Annotated in this window: 14 protein-coding genes and 4 pseudogenes; 3 read left to right on the top strand and 15 right to left on the bottom strand. The window is 57.1% G+C overall.

Annotated elements, in window-relative coordinates; genetic code table 11:
• Window positions 1–124 precede the first annotated feature (124 nt).
• The gene (locus NCR98_RS22345; protein ID WP_250527321.1) at window positions 125–1,297 is read right to left on the bottom strand and encodes a porin; all 1,173 of its coding nucleotides are present in this window, start codon (window positions 1,295–1,297) and stop codon (window positions 125–127) included.
• A 223-nt stretch (window positions 1,298–1,520) separates the two neighbouring features.
• Window positions 1,521–3,062, bottom strand: a complete 1,542-nt coding sequence (locus NCR98_RS22340) for an ABC transporter substrate-binding protein (RefSeq protein WP_250527320.1) — start codon at window positions 3,060–3,062, stop codon at window positions 1,521–1,523.
• Window positions 3,063–3,301: 239 nt separating this feature from the next.
• Here NCR98_RS22340 and NCR98_RS22335 point away from each other — a divergent pair.
• The 3 pseudogenes from NCR98_RS22335 to NCR98_RS22325 all read left to right on the top strand — a co-directional run.
• A pseudogene (locus tag NCR98_RS22335) lies at window positions 3,302–3,745 on the top strand (error-prone DNA polymerase); the annotation flags it as partial.
• A 189-nt stretch (window positions 3,746–3,934) separates the two neighbouring features.
• Window positions 3,935–4,214: pseudogene (locus tag NCR98_RS22330) on the top strand (transposase); the annotation flags it as partial.
• A gap of 46 nt (window positions 4,215–4,260) precedes the next feature.
• A pseudogene (locus NCR98_RS22325) lies at window positions 4,261–5,052 on the top strand (IS110 family RNA-guided transposase); the annotation flags it as partial.
• Between the two features lie 158 nt (window positions 5,053–5,210).
• Here NCR98_RS22325 and NCR98_RS22320 read toward each other — a convergent pair.
• From NCR98_RS22320 to NCR98_RS22255, 13 genes and pseudogenes are all read right to left on the bottom strand, one after another.
• The gene (locus NCR98_RS22320) at window positions 5,211–6,887 is read right to left on the bottom strand and encodes an electron transfer flavoprotein-ubiquinone oxidoreductase (protein ID WP_250527319.1); all 1,677 of its coding nucleotides are present in this window, start codon (window positions 6,885–6,887) and stop codon (window positions 5,211–5,213) included.
• A gap of 299 nt (window positions 6,888–7,186) precedes the next feature.
• Entirely contained in the window at window positions 7,187–7,831 is a 645-nt protein-coding gene (locus tag NCR98_RS22315) for a GntR family transcriptional regulator (protein WP_250527318.1), read from the bottom strand.
• Between the two features lie 172 nt (window positions 7,832–8,003).
• A complete protein-coding gene (locus NCR98_RS22310; RefSeq protein ID WP_250527317.1) occupies window positions 8,004–8,546 on the bottom strand; it encodes a DUF2889 domain-containing protein in 543 nt (180 codons plus the stop codon).
• Window positions 8,536–9,369, bottom strand: coding sequence for an HpcH/HpaI aldolase/citrate lyase family protein (locus NCR98_RS22305; RefSeq protein ID WP_250527316.1), 834 nt, complete (start codon window positions 9,367–9,369; stop codon window positions 8,536–8,538). Before NCR98_RS22305 ends, NCR98_RS22310 begins: the two co-directional genes overlap by 11 nt.
• A complete protein-coding gene (locus NCR98_RS22300) occupies window positions 9,353–10,249 on the bottom strand; it encodes an HTD2 family dehydratase (RefSeq protein ID WP_502799797.1) in 897 nt (298 codons plus the stop codon). The genes NCR98_RS22305 and NCR98_RS22300 overlap by 17 nt, the downstream gene beginning before the upstream one ends.
• Before the next feature lie 557 nt (window positions 10,250–10,806).
• Window positions 10,807–12,186, bottom strand: a complete 1,380-nt coding sequence (locus NCR98_RS22290) for an MFS transporter (protein ID WP_250527314.1) — start codon at window positions 12,184–12,186, stop codon at window positions 10,807–10,809.
• Between the two features lie 433 nt (window positions 12,187–12,619).
• Window positions 12,620–13,132, bottom strand: coding sequence for a nuclear transport factor 2 family protein (locus tag NCR98_RS22285; RefSeq protein WP_250527313.1), 513 nt, complete (start codon window positions 13,130–13,132; stop codon window positions 12,620–12,622).
• Between the two features lie 17 nt (window positions 13,133–13,149).
• A complete protein-coding gene (locus tag NCR98_RS22280) occupies window positions 13,150–14,802 on the bottom strand; it encodes an MFS transporter (RefSeq protein ID WP_350029517.1) in 1,653 nt (550 codons plus the stop codon).
• 280 nt (window positions 14,803–15,082) lie between these two features.
• Entirely contained in the window at window positions 15,083–16,525 is a 1,443-nt protein-coding gene (locus NCR98_RS22275) for an NAD(P)(+) transhydrogenase (Re/Si-specific) subunit beta (RefSeq protein ID WP_250527312.1), read from the bottom strand.
• Window positions 16,526–16,846 carry an NAD(P) transhydrogenase subunit alpha part 2 gene (locus NCR98_RS22270; RefSeq protein ID WP_250527311.1) on the bottom strand — a complete coding sequence of 107 codons (321 nt, stop codon included), beginning with the start codon at window positions 16,844–16,846 and terminating at the stop codon, window positions 16,526–16,528.
• Between the two features lie 18 nt (window positions 16,847–16,864).
• The gene (locus tag NCR98_RS22265; RefSeq protein WP_250527310.1) at window positions 16,865–18,010 is read right to left on the bottom strand and encodes a Re/Si-specific NAD(P)(+) transhydrogenase subunit alpha; all 1,146 of its coding nucleotides are present in this window, start codon (window positions 18,008–18,010) and stop codon (window positions 16,865–16,867) included.
• A gap of 395 nt (window positions 18,011–18,405) precedes the next feature.
• Entirely contained in the window at window positions 18,406–19,338 is a 933-nt protein-coding gene (locus NCR98_RS22260; protein ID WP_250527309.1) for an electron transfer flavoprotein subunit alpha/FixB family protein, read from the bottom strand.
• 14 nt (window positions 19,339–19,352) lie between these two features.
• A pseudogene (locus tag NCR98_RS22255) lies at window positions 19,353–19,502 on the bottom strand (electron transfer flavoprotein subunit beta/FixA family protein); the annotation flags it as partial.

Genomic DNA, 19,502 nt, shown 5'->3' with positions numbered 1-19,502 from the left:
CATCTTCCGGTATGGTGATCTAGATTTTTCGAATCCGGATTTGCCCGATTTGCAGCGTTCGTGCACGATGCGAAGTCGCCGGCGACAAAGCGGGCGCCCGCTATTAAGGTCGGATTCGTACGAGTCAGAACCTGTGACGGATCCCTGCGACGGTGACGACCTGCCGATTCGTCGACGATTGAGTCGCAAAAGCAATCTGCGCAACGGCGTTGGCGCCGGTTGAGTCATGGCCCGACGCCTGTTGGAAGATGCCGACGAGATAGAGGTCTGTGCGTTTCGACAAGCTATAGTCCACGCCAAGGTCGACTTGGTGATAACGTGCGCCCGAGCGGCCGCCGAGACTGCCGCCCGCCGTGTAGTGATAAGCCGCTCCGACCAACAATGACGGCGTCACAAAATATTTCGCATTCGCTTCGACGATGTTGAAGACGGCGGTGCCACGCAGTCTGCCAGTTGCACCGGTAACGGCGGTCGTGCCTAGGTCGTTGAACGACGCGTGGCTATACACGACCCCCACAGAGCCGTCTCCGATCTTGTACGTCGCGCCCGCCGCCGCCACGTCCTGCGTGCCTGCGGTCGCGAGACCGGAGATCACAGGGCCGGACATGTTCGAGCCGGTCGTGCTGTCATTGGCTTTGTTGCCCCACAATGCGTAGTTCGGGTTGAAGGTCTTCGTGTACTCTGCGGCTAAGCCGATTGAGCCTATGTTGTAGCCAGCCGCCGCCGACCAAACCTGGTTGCGCGCGAAGTTACCCGCAACTCCGCCAAAGGAATACGTGCCACCGAACGAGAAGCCGCCGAAACTTGGCGACCTGTACTTGACCGAGTTGTTGACACGATAGGTGCCGTCCAGGTTGTCGAGATCGGCGGGATGCGCCCCATAGCCTGCGCCGCCGAGGGCCCATTGCGCTGCCGCGGTCATGCTACCGACGAAGTCGTAGCCCGTCGGATAATGACGGCCAAAGGTCAGCGACCCCCAAGACTGCGCGCTCAGCCCGACGTAGGATTGACGTCCGAAGACGTCGCCGTTCTGACCGAGCGCACCCGTCGACGAATTAAAGCCTCCTTCGATGTTGAAGATGGCAGCGAGTCCACCACCCAAGCTTTCGGTCCCGCGAAGGCCCCATCGGCTTCCCGATTGACTGCCGCTTACTAACCCGATTTGAGAACCGGTGCGAGCGTTGTTGTTGAACAGAAACCCTTCGTCGACGATGCCGTAGAGCGTCACGCTGCTTTGTGCCACCGCCACGCCCGAGCTTCCCGCTAGAAGCAAAACCGCCAGCGATATCTTTTTCATGTTTGTCTCACCATATAAGCGCTTTGCATCGACCATGTCCTGCCCGTTTTACAGACTGATCGTAAGGACCACTAGATAAATAAAAAACACGACGATGCTCCTCCGCTTGTCGAACGGATTCGTCGCGTCTGCGTTCATGCTCGAGCGTCAGGCAAATCGCGTGCAGCGCGCACTGCGCTGGCGTCCGCGAATCGCCGATCGTCCTATTGTGCTGTCCCGCCAATCAGCCCGGCGATTTCCACATGTTGCGGAAGCGCGGAATCTCGTCCGGCAGCCATACGTGGTTGTGCACATTGCTTCGCATCGCCGCGTATTCGATTGAAAAAAAGAGCGGGACGTAAGGCAGATCGCGCGTGATGATCGCTTCGATCTCGCCGTAAAGCTTTTTGCGCGTGGGTTGATCGATGGCGTCGCGCGCCTGCTGGAGCAGCTTGTCGACTTCAGGGTTGTGATACTTAGTGCTATTCTGCGCGCCCGTGCTGCCGAACAGCAGCGGGAAAAGGCCGTCCGGGTCTGGACGTTGCGCCCAACGAATCGGGCTGAAGTTGATGAGCCCCTGCGATAGTCGCGGATACCAGTCGCTTTGTGCGATCGGATCCAGCTTCACAGTAACGCCGACCGCCTTCAACTGTTCCTGCACGAGCTGATCAATTTGCTGCATCAGCATAATCTGAGGTGTCGATAAATTCACAGTCAGGTTTGCCACACCAGCTTGCGAGAGCAGCGCTCTGGCCTTCGCGGGGTCGTACGGATACGATTTCACCGAAGCATCAAACCACCAAGCACCCGGCGGCGCGATCGATTCGGCGATCGGCACCTTGCCGTTCATCAAGATCTCAACAATGCGTTTGCGATCAACCGCATGAGCGATGGCCTGACGCACCAGTGGATTGTTGAAAGGCGGCCGGTCAATCTGCCATTGGAGCGCATACCAGCGGCTGGCCGGACCGGGGTCGAGCACTATGCCGGGCTGCTTTTCGATCGGGCGAATATCGATCGGCGAAAGCGCCGAGATGTAGTCGACTTCGCCGGTGCGCAACCGCTGCATCGCAACGATCGGGTTCGACGTATCGCTGAATACCACGCGGTCCAGATACGGCTTGCCTGGCTCCCAATACGCCGGGTTCTTGTCTACCGTTAGCGAATTGCCCGGAATCCACTCCTTAAAGACGAATGGGCCAGTGCCGACCGGATGCGTCGCGAAGTCCTTGCCATACTTCATCATGGCTGCCGGAGACGCCATAAATCCCTCACGCTGCGCAAGCATACCGAGCAATGCCGGGCTCGGCGATTTCAGGTGCAATGTGACTGTTCTCGGATTATCGGCCTGCACGCTTTCGACAATCGCCGCGAGCTGCGGGCGCAGCGGCGAGCCGACGGCCGGATCGAGACGCTGGTCGAGATTGATCTTGACAGCGGCGGCGTCGAACGGCGTTCCGTCGTGAAAGCGCACACCATCTTTCAGATGCAACACGAGCCGCTTGCCAGCATCAAGAATCTCCCAGCGTTCAGCGAGTTCCGGTCCAATCGACGCGTCGGGGGTGACCGACAGAAGAGTGTTGTAGATCAAATAGAGCGGCTGACGTTCGGAGAAGTTGACCGAGAACGTTGGATCGAGCGTTTTCGTATCCGACGTGAACGCAACGCGCAATGTGCCGCCGGTGACTGGCTTAGCAGTCGTATCAACAGCGGAGAGGCTAGGTTGCGCAAATAAAATTCCGGCGCTTGCTGCACCGGTAACCGCAAGAAAGGTACGACGACGCATCGGAACAATCCTTGACCATTGACTGATTGAATGTAGGATGATCGTATTCTGTCGGACAATCAACTGGAAAAAAATAAGTGGTTACCCACGTCAGCAAAGTCGCACGTCACTACAGCCGATTCTCAGAACGGTTGATCGGCACCGCCTGCGCGTACGGCTGTACGACGACCGGCTGGAACTATTTCTCGTGTTGAGGTCCACTAATTTCGCTAATGTGGTGCACTAATTCTGCTAATTAAGTCGATCCGTCGCGCGGAAACATGCTGTTCGAACGCTTCATCTCGAAGGAACGTGGCGAGCCGCCGGATATCGACGTCGATTTCGAGCATCAGCGGCGCGAGGAAGTCATCCAGTACATCTATCGCAAGTACGGTCGGGATCGCGAGGCAATTGCGGCGGCGGTGTCCACGTACCGGCCACGCAGCGCGTTGCGTGAGACCGGCAAGGCGCTCGGCATCGATCCACAGATCGTCGACAAGGTGGCAAAAAGCCATCAGTGGTTCGATCACTCACAGGATTTGCTGCGTCGTTTCGAAGAGACTGGGCTCGATCCAGAGAACCCACTCACTCGAATGTGGGCGAAGCTCGCCGCACAGATCCTCAATGTTCCGCGACATCTTTCGCAGCATTCGGAGGTTTTGTCATCAGCCGCGGCAAGCTCACGAGACTCGTGCCGGTTGATGTGTCCGGTCTTTCAGGGGGCTGTTCCAGTCGGGCACGGCGGCAACCGATCGCCAAAGTGCACTTGAAGATCGACGTGCTCGCGCTTGGCATGCTGTCGGCGATTCGTCGCACGCTCGATATCAAGTCTCCCACTTACAATAGCTGGTAGGCATAAGACTGTGTATATGACTAACAACAAGAACGAAGTAATGGAAGTGTTGACGGGACCTGAGCGCCGACGGCGCCGGTCGGCTGATGAGAAGCTGGCGATGGTTCGGGAGACGTTCGAGCCCGGCAAGACAGTTTCGATGGTGGCTCGGCTGCACGGCATCAATCCGAATCAGCTGTTTCAGTGGCGCAAGCTGCATCAGGACGGCAAGCCTGTCGGCAGTGAGCGCTGGAGAAGAAGTTGTGCCGGCGTCCGAGTTGAGCGACGCGCTGAAGCAGATCAAGGAGCTCCAGCGGCGGCTGTGCAAAAATGGTATGGACGCCTCCTCATCGCATAATTGAGGTCTCGTCCTACCGGAGGGCGCAGATGGAACCGACAGTCGTGGGCGTACATATCGCCAAGCGGGTTTTCCAGCTTCACTGGATAGTCGCAGACACTGGCGAGGTGCTCGACAAACAGCTTCGTCGTGACAGTTTCCTGGAGCACTTTGCTAATCGCGAAAGATGCCTTATCGGGATGGAGGCTTGCGGAGGCTCACAGCACTGGGCACGTCGTCTCGTGGAGCTTGGACACGAGGTCAAGCTGATGCCCGGCAAGCTGGTGAAGGCCTTCGTGACAGGAAACAAGAACGACGTAGCCGACGCGCGTGCTATCTGGGCAGCAGCAAAACACCCAGGTGTGAGGGCCGTGCCGGTTAAAACTGAAGCCCAGCAGGCCGTTCTGGCGTTGCATCGGATACGGCAGCAGCTCGTCATCTTCAGGCGCTCCCAGTTTAACTGCCTTAGGGGTTTGCTGAGCGAGTACGGCGAAGTAATGGGCGTTGGGCGCGCAGCAATGAACCGGGCCATGCAGGAGGTCCTGCTGCGCCTCGATTCACGCCTGCCCCGCGTATTAGTGGATTCTCTCCGGGAGCAATGGCAACGGCTGGTCGATATCGATGGGCAGATTGCCGTCATCGAGCAGCGGCTACGTGGATGGTTACGTGAGAATCCCGCCTGTAGGGCAATTGCAGAAATCCCGGGCGTAGGGTTTCTCACCGCAACTGCTGCGGTCGCGTCAATGGGCGACCCGAAAGCCTTTCGTTCAGGGCGGGAATTTGCTGCGTGGCTTGGACTCGTCCCTGCGCAATTTGGGACCGGGGGAAAGGTTCGCCTGATGACGCGCATCGACGGCTCGAAGATCGAGCTGGGCTGAACCGAACACTGGACCACGCAGAGAAAACATCATGTTTGCAGTGCGCGCGGTGCTGGTGCCGCGTGCATGGCGGCTCACGCTCACGCTTGCGTGATCGGTATGTTCTGTATCCGAGCATTTGACTACATGTTGGGATAGTTTGGCCCGCCGCCCCCTTCCGGGGTTACCCACACAATGTTCTGCGTCGGATCCTTGATATCGCAGGTCTTGCAATGCACGCAGTTCTGCGCGTTGATCTGCAGAGATTCCGTGCCCGCGTCGGTCTTCACATACTCGTAGACCGCGGCCGGGCAGTAGCGGCTTTCTGGACCAGCATAGGTACGCAAGTTCACGTTGACCGGTACGCTCGGATCCTTCAACGTCAGGTGAGCGGGTTGATTCTCCTCGTGATTAGTATTCGAGATGAACACGGACGAAAGACGGTCAAACGTGAGTCTGCCATCCGGCTTCGGATAAACAATTGGTTTGCACTGCGTCGCCGGCTTCAGCATCTCGTGATCTCTGTGTTGATGATGCAGGGTCCACGGCACGTTGCCGCCCATCACCTTCTGTTCGATTCCGACCATGAACGTGCCGAGGTACAAGCCCTTGCTCATCCATTGCTTAAAGTTGCGTGCACGATGGAGTTCCGCCTTGAGCCACGACTTTTCGAACGCTTCTGCATAGGCGGTCAACTCGTCATTCTGGCGGCCAAACTGGACGGCTTCGAACGCAGCTTCGGCGGCCATCTTGCCCGACTTGATCGCCGCGTGGCTGCCCTTGATGCGCGATGCGTTAAGGAAACCCGCGTCATCGCCCGCGAGCGCGCCGCCGGGAAATGTGAGTTTCGGCAGCGACAGCAGACCACCGGCCGTAATCGCCCGCGCACCGTAGGAGATGCGCTTGCCCCCTTCGAGGAACGCGCGAATCGACGGATGCGTCTTGTAGCGCTGGAACTCTTCAAACGGCGAGAGATACGGATTCGAATACCCGAGCCCGACGACGAAGCCCACGACCACCTGATTGTTGTCCATGTGGTAGAGGAACGAGCCGCCGTAGGTATCGGGTTCGAGCGGCCAGCCGGCGGTGTGGATCACGAGACCGGGCTCGTGCTTGACCGGATCGATTTCCCACAATTCCTTGATGCCGATGCCGTACACCTGCGGATCAGAATTCTGGTTGAGCTTGAATTTGTCGATCAGTTGACGGCCAAGATGCCCGCGCGCGCCCTCACAGAACAGCGTGTATTTCGCGTGCAGTTCCATGCCGAGCTGGAAGTTTTCGGTCGGCTCGCCGTCTTTGCCCACGCCCATGTTGCCGGTGACGACGCCGCGCACGGCGCCGTCACCGGCGTAGAGCACTTCGGCGGCCGGAAAGCCCGGGAAGATTTCGACGCAGAGCGCCTCCGCCTGCTGCCCCAGCCAGCGCGTGACGTTCGCGAGGCTGATGACGTAGTTGCCGTGGTTCTTGAAGTTGTCGGGGAGCAGCCAGTTCGGCACCTGCTTCGCGTCGTTCTGCGACAGGAAGAGGAAACGGTCTTCCGTCACTTCGACATCGAGCGGCGCACCTTTTTCCTTCCAGTCGGGGATGAGATCGGACAGGCCGCGCGGATCCATTACGGCGCCGGACAGGATATGCGCGCCGATCTCGGAGCCTTTCTCCAGAACGCATACACTGATCTCTTCGTGACGCGCTTGTGCGAGCTGTCTAAGTCGTATCGCCGCAGCGAGACCCGCGGGGCCACCTCCAACAATCACCACATCGTATTCCATCGACTCACGAGGGCCGTGCTCTGCAATTAGGGTTCCACTATTGCTCATTGATTGTCGCTCAAGTTTGAGTTGGACCATACCGTTGCCATGACCATTAAACGGTCATCCAAGTGCTTCGCCACCGCAGGACACGATGTTGTCGGCAAGCCGTTCGGCGGCCTCGACGCCGTTGCGGTAATTGATGCATCTGCGATATTCGCTTCGCGTCGCGCGAGACGAGCCGCCGGTGATGATCAGCGTGCGCCGATTGTCCGGCGCGCTAGGGGATTAGGCGGGGTGAGAAGAAGTGCTCCTCGCTGCCTTGCGTCTCCTAAAAGAAGTTCACCTTCCCCTTCCGCCACGGCGAATCAGTCGTTCGCGGACGCCGTGACGTTCTCCTCGCCCCGATAACAGCCGGCGTTGGTGTGCTCGATCATCGCGGCGAGCGCGCCGGCGCGGTCGCCCGCCTCGAGACGCCGCGGAATCTCATCGTGCTCGTGCAGCAGTTGCTTGCAGTGGACCACCCGGTCATCGCTAAAATTGAACGGATACTTCGCCCACAACACGCGGACGAACTGCAGCGTCTGCGGACGATCGGCAATCTCGTAGATCCGGAGATGGAACCGGACATTGGCGGCGCGCACCGGAAACGGCGCGCGCGACTTCGTCAGCTTGGCGAGCCCCTTGTGGATCGTGCGCAGCTCCGCGATTTCGCCGTCGGTGAAATTTTCGAGCGCCGATTCCATCAGCCGGCTATCGAGAACGACGCGCAACTCGAAAATCTCGCGCGCGCTCTCGCAGTCGATTTCCAGCACGAGCAGCCCCTTGTGCGGGACGCTGAGGACGAAGCCTTCCATTTCTAGCGCCCTGAGCGCCTCGCGCACCGGCGTGATCGACACGCCCAGCTCCTCGGCGATCTCCGCCTGCTTGAGCTTCTCCCCGCGCCGGTACTCGCCCGAGATAATCCGCTCTCTCAGCCGCTCAGCCACCTGATCCAGCTTTGTCTGAAACACTATATGAACCCCAGAGTGTCTTGCCAATAAAATGTATGGTCGTGGTCACTCGAACACGGGCACCAGACGCTAGGCAAGTCATTCGCTCATGTCTCATCGTTAGCTATGGCTCGACTCGGTGCCGAGCGATAGCTATAGTCGGGCGATTTGGCTGCGTTGCTCTAGGGACGGACTACGTCCGCCTCACGCCAACCCATTGAGGGTAATGTTCCCTTACCAACGGCCCGTCTTCTGCCCACGCATGACAACCACCAATTTGCAATGGACGCGTCTCCGAATTCCGGTTGATGAACGGTGCCAACGTTTGGATTGAACCGGCGGCCATCGCACCCACTAGTTCAGTAACGTGGCTACATCCGTTTATGCCGCGAAACAATTCTCCGACGGCTCTTCTGAACCCCGCTCCGACACGAAGTCCAACGAGCTTCTTATACTGCTTCCTAATCTCGTCACATACACCGGCATAGGGCTGCGCATCCATCGCCACATCCACTGCAAGGATCGTCAGGCTCAAATCGAGCGTCCAGCGCAACCTCATACAGTGGATGGCATCTCCAGCTTTTCGTACACAGGAATGAAGGCTGAGGTCATGATCCTTTGTATCAGTTAGGCTCCCTTCGACATCCCAAAGACCATCTTCCCTTTGGAAACCCTCGATGAGCATTTGTCGAGCGTGAACCCGTTGGCGCCCAACTGGCAACACGTCAAGCGGCATCACCAACCTCCGTCAATGAAGCAAGTATTTGCTCGGCCCTCAACACGACAGGACGGTCGACCATTTTGCCATCTAGAGCGACCGCGGCGCCTTGTGCTTTGGCAACACTTATTAGAACGCGTTTTGCCCAGGCCACGTCCGCCTCGGATGGTCGGAAAACGTCGTTCACAGGACCCACTTGCTTCGGGTGAATACATAGTTTCCCTGCAAATCCACGGCGCTTACTGTTGACGGTCTCCTGCGTTAAACGCTGAAGATCGTCTATCACCGGGGTTACACCATCGATGGGCGGCTTAAGTCCCAAAACTCTTGACACAAGCACCAAGGATGCGCGATATGGATCGAGCTCCGCCCCATCGCCTTCAATATTCATATCGACCTGAAAATCGAGAGTGCCGAAAAGAAGTTGCCTGACGCCGTGAGTTGATGCGACATCTCGGACATTCCAGATTCCTGCTGCAGTCTCGATCAGCGGATACACAGGAATATCGCTCGTGAAGTCCTTGGTCACAATCGCGATTGCTTCACTCGACTCGGCTTTCGGCAACACTACCCCGGAGATTCCCGGCAAATCGAGCAGCTCAACGTCCTCATCAAACCAAGGAGTTCCGGGGCCGTTAATGCGCAGCAGAACTGGATGTTCGGCCGAAGCCCATGACGCAATGGCAGTTCGCGCTTGCGCCTTCGCCGTCGGTGCGACCGCATCCTCGAGATCGATAATGATGGCGTGAGCCCCGCTTTTCAACGCTTTGTCGAAACGTTCAGGCCGATCGCCAGGAACGAACAAGAGGGAATGAAAATGCGCCTCATGAGTTGTCAGCATCGTGATTGCCTTTGAACGTATCGCGGTTCAATTCGCGCAGCCCACCGACTTCGGCTTGAGCGCGCATGGTTAGCCACCCCTCGTTGTCTTTCGCCCAAAGTTCGATGGTTTTCCCGTCGGAACTCGGCTGCCCGCAAACCGTGAAGGAATTACCAAGAAAAGTTGGTCGCACAGCCTTGAAGGTGAAGGTCTTGACCACCGACTCAGGAGCCTTTCGACGTACGAGATCTAACAGCAAAGTCGCCACAAAAGGTCCATGAACCACGAGATTTGGATAACCCTCTTGGTGCAGAGCATACTCCCTGTCATAGTGAATGCGGTGACTGTTGAACGTTAAGGCCGAATAGCGGAACAGCATCGTTTCTGTCGGGGCGATCTCGCGCTTCCAAAGGTACTCCGTAGGAGCTCGAGTAGGCTGCGGCACCGCTGCGCCTGGTACGTAAGCCTCACGATAAACGATGTCCTGCTCCTCCTCGATCACGACAGAATTTCCGATTTTCAGCAGGTGGCGAACCGTCACGAAACCCAACCGGCCCGTTCGCCCCGATTTCTCCTCGACGTTGGTTACGGTTGATGACCGACGAATTACTTGACCAATCTCGATCGCGCTATGAAATTTGAGACGGCCGCCCGCCCACATGCGTCGAGGTAGGCCAAGGTCTGGCAGAACCCCCCTTTTTTTTGGGTGCCCGTCGGGTCCGAGCTCATTGGTCGCTGTCAGTGGCCAGAAGAGAATCCAATGCCACAGTTCCGGGAGCGCGCTCCCAATTGACGGGAGGTTTGAATAGTCAAGTGTCACACCCAAAGCTCGCGCTCGGGCGACGGACACGTCATCGATCATCTCAACGGCGGCGCGGTACTCTTTATTAACGTTCGTCATGCTAATTTTTCTCCGAACTTCTGCGGTCAGCATGGGCCAATGACCCTTGGCGCCGACGCTCCGCTTTGAACGAAACCGTCGGTACCTACTAGCTCAAAATAATGCATAAGGCGACATGCAGAGTCTGATCCAGAGCGGAAGAGTAGAGTCCTTGACAGTCGGAAAACTGCTGTGCGCCGTTGTTCGCGTTAAAGCCCGACTCCAAGGTAAAGATCGCCTTGTTGCCACCGCCAAGATCCTCAGTGCCTTAAAAACCAAAACGGCTTCCATAGAGCAATCGGGACACTAGCTTCGTGGTCGACTTCCCTCCGCTTGTGGATCTGAGTGTAGATTGATTGTTGGTGTAAACAAGACCGTCGTCCACAATGCTGTAAAGAGTAACGCTGCTTAGCGCGCTTGCAATCTCGGATACGCATTCAGACGCGATAGCAACCCCAATTATAAGTCGCGCGTTAATATTCATTCTTGTCTCCGTTGATGTAATCTAACATTTTCAATTATTTTACTTCGTTGTAGTACTCTACGACCACCGAAGGATGGACTTCTAGGTGAGTAGTTCAGTTGGAGCGGCGATGGCTCACCACTTTTTCCTTTAGCGTCTCATCGGGCCGATCCGGGCGAGCAGCTTCCTCAAGCGATAGACGCGATGGGTCACCTCCTAGCAACGCGGTGCTTATGGCGCCAACAAGTAGGATGCCACCGATCATCCAAAAGACACCGTCCATCCCATAGAGCCTCATCGCTTCAAGGACGGCATATGAGCCGAACACAGCACCCAAACGTCCGGCACCGAAACTGAGCCCACTTCCGGTTGATCGTGCCGTCGTAGGAAAAATTTCGCCGCACAAGATGTCAAGCGCGTTTGCCGCAGAGATGACAAAAAACGACATCAAAAATCCCGTTGTCAATAGTGTTGCTTCACTGTGGGAACTTGAGAATGCCACCGCAAAGATCCCAGCTAACAGAAATGAAACCACCGCGATTCGAATTCTTCCGATTCGGTCCAACAGAAACATCAAGATCAAACTGCTGATCGGAAAAGCGGAAATCATGACAAGTGTGAAGGTAAGCGATTTCGTAATCGTGAATCCCCGCCCGGCCATGAGTGACGGCAACCAGGTTACCAACGCATAGGTTGAAAGGAATGCGCAAAAGAACGCGATCATAATCGCGGTGACCCGGCGTGTGTATCTCGTGAATACGACGACAAATGGATCTACTCGAGCGGTATCGTCAGCTGTCGGAGGAAGCATGTCCGGGAGATTAGCCACGCCCATCTTGCGCAGTACCACTAACGCTTCACTTCCTCTGCCTCGCGCAGCGAGCCATCGTGGCGATTCGGGTAGCGCAATTCGCAAGAAGAACACTGCCATCGCGCCCACGCCATTTAGAGCGAATATGCCTCTCCAGCCGAGGCTGTCGCGAAGCAAAAGTGAAACCAGAAGTGCCACCGGAAATGCTAGGGTTCCACCGAACAGGTTCACTAGCCCCAAGGCCAAACCTCGAGATCTCCGAGGAACGAATTCGGCGGCATACGAGTAGGCCAGTGGAATCTCTGCGCCAAGCCCCAACCCTGCGATGAACCGCAGTACTGCCAGGAATCGGTAATCCGGGGACAACGCTGACGCGATTGTTGCTAGCCCATATATTGCCAAGTTCATCTGGTAGATGAATTTCCGCCCGAGGCGGTCCGTGAGGCCGCCTTGGAGGACACTTCCGAGAAGCAAACCCGCGAATGTAGCGCTCGCAATGATCGCGATCTGAGATTGAGTCGCAAACCGCGTCGCGATTAAATCAGGAGCTAGGGATCCTAGTACAGAGACGTCGAAGAAATCGAAGAACAGCCCCGCTATGATAAGAGTGAGAATCTTTGTGTGGTAACGTTGGAACGGAAGGTCGTCAAGAATGCGCCCAACCCGCTGCGAAGCAGTCTCCATTTATAGGTCTCCTATTCACATTGAATGTTAACTTGTGTAAAACACTCCTCTAGGGTCCGGCGTTGCATCTCCGCCATCGTTCCCGCCACTCACTTTCGCGCGCCAAGCGCAAACGGTACCAGCCAGACAAATAGAATCACCGCAGACCCGCTAAAAACAATCAATATTTCCCAAAGTTATTCTTAACCAATCTCGAAACCGCTGTCGGTCAAAGGTGTACCTTGCTTTCGAACCGGTGCCGTTTGAAGATTTTTGCAGCTAGAAGAATCCTATCGATCGGGTTGCCTTCGATCGAAAATCCAGTGTGGTCGCGCGCTCTAGACCTGATCCTCGGTACACCGAGAGGTCAATGGTCGTCGCGTAAATGCCCCGGCAGGCGAGAACGGTCCAGCAAATCCGCATCTTGTTAGCCGGCTTAAATATAAGGGACCGATTAAAGTTCTTGGATGCATCGACCGACTCTCCCCGAAACGCGGGGCTGCGTACTGAAATTGGCCGCTAAGGTCACAGGAGCTCGACAACTCCAGTCGAGAATGTGGCTACGTTCGGCGATTTTCCACCCCTTGTCAGTCGTCTTCTCGAACTTATCGATATAGCGCAGGCCACGCATATCTGCGTTTCCCTCAACCCCAACCAGAAAAGCGATTGCCACGGTTTCTACATCGGCCGCACTATCGCTGGTAAAGCTTGTGCGAATACTTCCAACCAGGTGAGTGCAGATTCGACACACGCCCGATTCAAGATTAGCGAAAAGAGGAATTTGCTCAATCAATTCATCAACGTCTTCTACTTCTGGACGCCCGTCATATTTTGCTCTGACATCCGAAACGAAGCACGTTTTCATTAGATCCCGATCACATGAGTCAGCCGCGCGAAAATACGTTTCGATGACGTCTTCGATTGCTGACTGGTCGATGATTTGGTATATTCGCGTGGACTCGCTCATATAGCTTTCGCACCTCTCTATATCTCAATGTGGTTATGCCGGGTCTCTTTCAACCAGACAGCGCCGATTATGATCGTTACCGCTGCTACGGCGACGGGGTACCACAAGCCCGCGTACAAATTGCCTCGTTCTGCTATCAAGGCAAAAGAAATGCTCGGTTGTAGCCCCCCGAACCAACCCGTAGAGATGTGGTACGGGACAGAGAGGGACGTGTACCGGATCCTTGCCGGAAACATTTCGACCAAGATAATGCCCATCACCGAATAGCTAACGGTAGCGTATATCGCGAGGACAAGGAGAAGCCCAAAGACGGCGGGAATGTTCATCTCCGCGGTTGTCGTACGTTGCGGATATCCGGCCCGCGCTAATTCTGTTTTTAAAGACTCATCCAACTGACGCGTCTTATCCTTTGCCATCGGCTCATTCATTCCAGCAAGATTGACGGACTCGATGGAACGATCTCCGACACTTATCGTTCCATTCGGTGACCCTGGCCGATCACTCATTGCAAAGTTGACGGATGCACGTGAAAGAGCAAGCTTTGCGACGTCGCACGAAGATGTGAACTTCTTGTTTCCCGTCGGGTTAAGCATCAGCGAGCAGTTCGACAAATCTGCGGATAACACGACTGGTGCTGAGGCCAGCGCTTTCGCGAGGCTTGGATTCGCAGCTTCTGCGATACCTTTGTAGATCGGAAACAGCGTCGCGGCTGGAATAATGAGCCCGGCGAGCAACACTGGTTTTCGTCCAATGCGATCCGATAGCCACCCGAATATGACAAAGAAGGGACAGCACAAAACGAGTGCAGAAATGACGAGGATGTTCGACGTCGTCGGATCTACACGGAGGGCCTGTGTCAGGAAGAAGATAGGAAAGAATGCACTTGTATAATAAAGTACCGTCTGTCCCGCGCACATCCCAAAGATTGCGAGCAATATCAACCGAAGATGCTTCCACTGCCCAAATGCCTCCCAGAACGGGGCTTTGGACTCGCGTCCACTCGCCTTCATCGCGAGAAAGACGGGCGATTCTTTGAGCGAAAGGCGAATATACAGTGAAATAAGAAGCATGAAGATGGACACGATGAATGGTAAGCGCCATCCCCAAGATTCGAACCTGTCACCGGAGAAATGAATGCTGGACGTTACGACTACGAGCGCGAGTACCATGCCGGCCGTACCCGTCGTTTGAATCCACGCCGTATAGAGCCCACGCTTGTCCGGCGGCGAGTGCTCGGCAACGTATGTCACCGCGCCGCCGTACTCTCCTCCAAGAGCCAGACCTTGAACCATTCTCAGAGTTATGAGCAGCGCAGGCGCGATCATGCCAACATCGCGATACGTCGGTAGCAGTCCAGTGCAGAAAGTCGCGAATCCCATTAGGATGATGGTGAGCAAGAACGTCTTTTTACGGCCGTACTTGTCACCCAAACGTCCGAATACGATCGCTCCAATCGGGCGGATAATAAATCCGGCTCCGAAGCCAAGCAACGCGAAAATGTAGCCGTACGTCGGACCCACAGACGAAAAGAAATTCTTCGCGATTACTCCAGCTACGCTCCCATAGATTAGAAAGTCGTACCACTCAAAGAGCGTGCCTAGTGCTGAACCGATGATGACTTTTCGCTCTTCCGATGTCATCCTGCGACTGTTAGCTGCGACCGTAGTCACTGTTGTCTCCGTGTTCGTTTTTCCGAGTTGGTACGTTGGCCGTCTGCACCACTGATGCCAGACCCCACGTTGTCGCTCAGATTTTTAAGATGTCTGACACCACGGACGACGCCTGACGTCTTGCGCATCCGGTGCATGCGTATAAAGTAAGAGTGCCTGCCTCGACCGACCGAGGCAATTTGCCTTTGCTTAAGAAGGCGTTTGTTCACGCTCATATTGAGTGCCAAGGATACCGGCTACCATTGGTCAACGGCATCTTACGAGTTTGCAATATGGTTATCTACGCCACAGCCTTCATCATTTCCTCGACGACCTTCTTCGCGTCTCCGAACACCATCATCGTCTTGTCCATATAGAACAGTTCGTTATCGAGTCCGGCGTATCCCGCCGCCATCGAGCGTTTGTTCACAATGATGGTGCGCGCCTTGTACGCTTCGAGAATGGGCATGCCCGCGATCGGCGATTTCGGATCGGTCTTAGCCGCAGGGTTCACCACGTCGTTCGCGCCGAGTACCAGCACGATGTCCGTCTGGCCGAACTCGCTGTTGATGTCCTCCATCTCCTGGACCATCTCGTAAGGCACTTCGGCTTCGGCGAGCAGCACGTTCATGTGTCCCGGCATCCGCCCCGCGACGGGGTGAATCGCATACCGCACGTCGATACCTTTCTCGACAAGCTTGTCGGTCAGCTCCTTCAACGCGTGCTGTGCGCGCGCCACGGCCAGACCGTACCCCGGCACGATCACCACGCTTTCCGCATTGCCGAGCATGAACGCGGCATCATCGGCAGAACCGGATTTGACCGGACGCCGCTCCGTCGCCCCGCCTGTTGTAGCACCGCCGGCCTCGCCGCCGAAGCCGCCGAGAATCACGTTGAAGAACGAACGGTTCATGGCCTTGCACATGATGTACGACAGAATCGCACCCGACGAACCCACCAGCGAACCCGCGATGATCAGCATTGGGTTGTTCAGCGAGAAACCGATGCCTGCCGCTGCCCAGCCCGAGTACGAGTTCAGCATCGACACGACCACCGGCATGTCCGCCCCTCCGATTGGGATAATGATCAGCACGCCCAGCGCGAACGCGATGAGCGTCATGATGATGAACGGCAGCCGCGACTGCGTGAGCATGAAGATCACGCCGAAGCCAAGCATTGCGATGGCGAGCAGAAGGTTGATCAGATGCTGCCCCGAGTAGACGACCGGCGCGCCCTGAAACAGCCTGAACTTGTACTTTCCCGACAGTTTGCCGAACGCTATGACCGAGCCCGAAAACGTGATCGCGCCGACAAACGTCCCGATGAACAACTCGACGCGATTGCCGTACGGAATCGGCTCGCCGAGCGGGGCGAGTCCGAACGCCGCAGGTTCGGCGACCACGCCATACGCGATACACACCGCCGCGAGACCGATCAGCGAATGCATCGCCGCGACGAGTTCGGGCATCTTCGTCATCTCGACTTTCGCCGCAATGTACGCGCCTGCGCCGCCGCCGACGACCAGCGCGACGAACAGCAGCGACAGCCCGGGCGCGAGGTTCGCTTCGAGATACGCGGCCTGTTTCACGATCAGCCCGAGCGTCGTGACGATGGCGATCGCCATGCCCGCCATGCCGAACGTATTGCCAATGCGCGCGGTCTTTGGATTCGACAGGCCCTTCAGCGCCTGAATGAAACACACCGACGCTACGAGATAAAGGAGAGTAACGACGTTCATGCTCATTTACGCGGCCTCCTTGCTCGCGAGCTTCTTCGGCTCTTTCCTCTTGAACATCTCGAGCATGCGCCGCGTGACAAGAAAGCCTCCGAATACGTTCACCGCCGCGAGCAGCACGGCGAGCGTGCCGAAGAACTTGCCGGCGACGCCGACCGTCAGGCCAACCGCGAGCATCGCGCCTACGATGACAATCGCCGAGATCGCGTTGGTCACGGCCATCAGCGGCGTGTGCAGCGCGGGCGTGACGTTCCACACCACGTGGTAGCCGACATAAATGGCCAGCACGAAGATGATGAGGTTGATCACTGTGTGATTGATGACGTCCATTCGCGTCTCCGTGAGGGGTTAGGCGGCCGCGCGCGCGAGTTGACCGTCGCGGCACTGGAGCGTAGCCGCAACGATATCGTCGGCGAGATCGATGTTGAGCCTGCCTTCCTTGGTCAGGATCAGCTTGAGGAAGTCGAGCAGGTTGCGTGCATAGAGCGCGGAGGCGTCCGCCGCCACCATCGACGCGAGATTCGTGTGGCCGACAATGTGCACGCCATGCTTCATCACGACCTTGTCGACTTCGGTGAGCGGACAGTTGCCACCCTTGTTGCCTTCGAACTCGGAGCCGCGCCCGGCGGCGAGATCGATGATCACCGACCCCGGCTTCATGTGCTTGACCGTTTCGACCGATATCAGGGTCGGCGCGGGGCGGCCGGGAATCAACGCGGTGGAGATGACAATGTCCGCAACCTTGGCACGTTCGTGCACTTGCGCGGACTGTCGCGCGAGCCAACTCGGTGGCATCGGCCGCGCGTAGCCGCCCACGCCAACGGCTGCTTCGCGTTCTTCATCGGTTTCGAAGGGCACGTTCACAAACTTCGCGCCCAGCGATTCGATCTGCTCCTTCACGCTTGGCCGCACGTCCGAGGCCTCGACGACCGCGCCGAGACGCTTGGCCGTCGCGATCGCCTGAAGGCCCGCAACGCCCGCGCCCAGAATCAGCACGCGCGAGGCCTTCACGGTGCCCGCGGCGGTCATGAGCATCGGCATGAATCGCTGGTAGTACTGGCAGGCCATCAGCACTGCCTTGTATCCTGCGATGTTCGCCTGCGACGAAAGCACGTCGAGACTTTGCGCGCGCGTCGTGCGCGGCGCGGCTTCGAGGGCGAACGCAGTCACGTTGGCGGCGGCGAGGCGCGCGGTATTTTCCGTATCGAAAGGGTCGAGCATGCCGATGAGCACGGCGCCCGGTTTGAACATCGCCAGTTCGCGCTCGCTGGGCGATTGCACCTTGAGGACGATTTCGGCGGAAAAGGCCGTGGCGGCATCGACGAGATCGGCACCGGCCTGTGCGTATGCATTGTCGATGTAGCTTGCGCGCAACCCCGCGCCGCTCTGAACAGAAACGCGATGTCCTTGCGTGACAAGTTTCTTGACCGTCTCGGGTGTTGCGGCGACACGCGACTCGTTCTGCTGTTTTTCTGCCGGTACTCCTACTTGCATCAATCGACCTCGGGTTGATCTTGTTTTAAATCGAATTAGCGCGCCTTTCGGAACTAAGTGCGTGCCGATGAGGAGACCGCCGGGATGAACTTTGAACAGTATTTTGGGCCGAATGACCTCAAGGCTTCTTTAGCGTCCTGCCAATTGAAAGGCTCTTTTTTTCTGTCCTTCAGAGGCCAGAGTACATTCTCCGGGGCATCACAGAAGTAGTTCCCATTGCCCTTCTTCAGATGCCAGACAATAATGATCCATCCAGTCAAATTGCGTTCTGGACCAAGGCCAGCTCTGATTCGTATCGCTAGTTGACCCGCGTCGTTTCGACGACTCGCTAGCGTGGTTGTAACTCTCCTCGTCGGCACTTTGATTCACGGTGCTTCTTCCTTGAAGGCACATTCTTAAATTCCTGCGGTGAGTTCCGGCACGACCGCGAACAGGTCGCCGACCAGACCGTAATCCGCGACACTGAAAATCGGTGCTTCCGGATCCTTGTTGATCGCGACGATGACCTTGCTGTCCTTCATGCCGGCCAAATGCTGGATAGCGCCGGAAATACCGACTGCCACATACAACTGCGGTGCGACGATCTTGCCCGTCTGACCCACCTGATAGTCGTTCGGCACGTACCCGGCATCCACCGCCGCGCGCGATGCGCCCATTGCCGCGCCAAGCTTGTCGGCCAACGGTTCGAGCACCTTCGTGTAGTTCTCGCCGCTGCCAAGACCACGTCCACCCGACACGATGATCGAAGCCGAAGTCAGTTCCGGCCGATCCAGCTTCGTGACTTCGCGGCTGACGAATGACGAGATGCCAGCGTCGGCTGCCGCTTCGATCTTCTCGATCGATGCACTGCCGCCTTCTGCTGCCACCGAATCGAAGCCCGTTGCACGGACCGTGATGACCTTGATCGGATCGCTCGATTGCACCGTCGCGATGGCGTTGCCCGCGTAGATTGGACGCTCGAAGGTATCGGCGCTGTCGACGGCGGTGATGTCGCTGATCTGTGCGACATCCAGATGCGCCGCGATACGCGGGGCGATGTTCTTGCCATAGGCCGTCGCGGGCGCGAGGATGTGCGAATAGTCCTTCGCGATATTCAGCACCGTGCCCTCGACGTTCTCGGCCAGACCTTCGGCGAGTTGAGGCGCATCCGCAAGCAGCACTTTAGATACGCCTGCGATCTTCGCTGCCGCATCGGCCGCGCCCTGCGCGTTCGCACCCGCGACCAGCACATGAATATCGCCACCGATTTTCGATGCCGCCGCTACCGTGTTCAACGTCGCGGCCTTGATGGACGCGTTGTCGTGTTCCGCAATTACCAGAATTGTCATTTCGTGCGTCTCCGTTACAGGACCTTGGCTTCGGTCTTGAGCTTCTCGACCAGCGTCTTCACGTCCGGCACCGTAATGCCTGCGCTGCGCTTAGGCGGCTCGACGACCTTCAGCGTCTTCAGTCGCGGCGCGACATCCACGCCAAGGTCGGCCGGCTTCACGAC

Source organism: Caballeronia sp. GAWG2-1 (assembly GCF_023631405.1).
Taxonomy (GTDB): Bacteria; Pseudomonadota; Gammaproteobacteria; order Burkholderiales; family Burkholderiaceae; genus Caballeronia.
The sequence above is the reverse complement of the archived record's forward strand: the minus strand, read 5'-3'. Positions and strand labels throughout refer to the sequence as shown.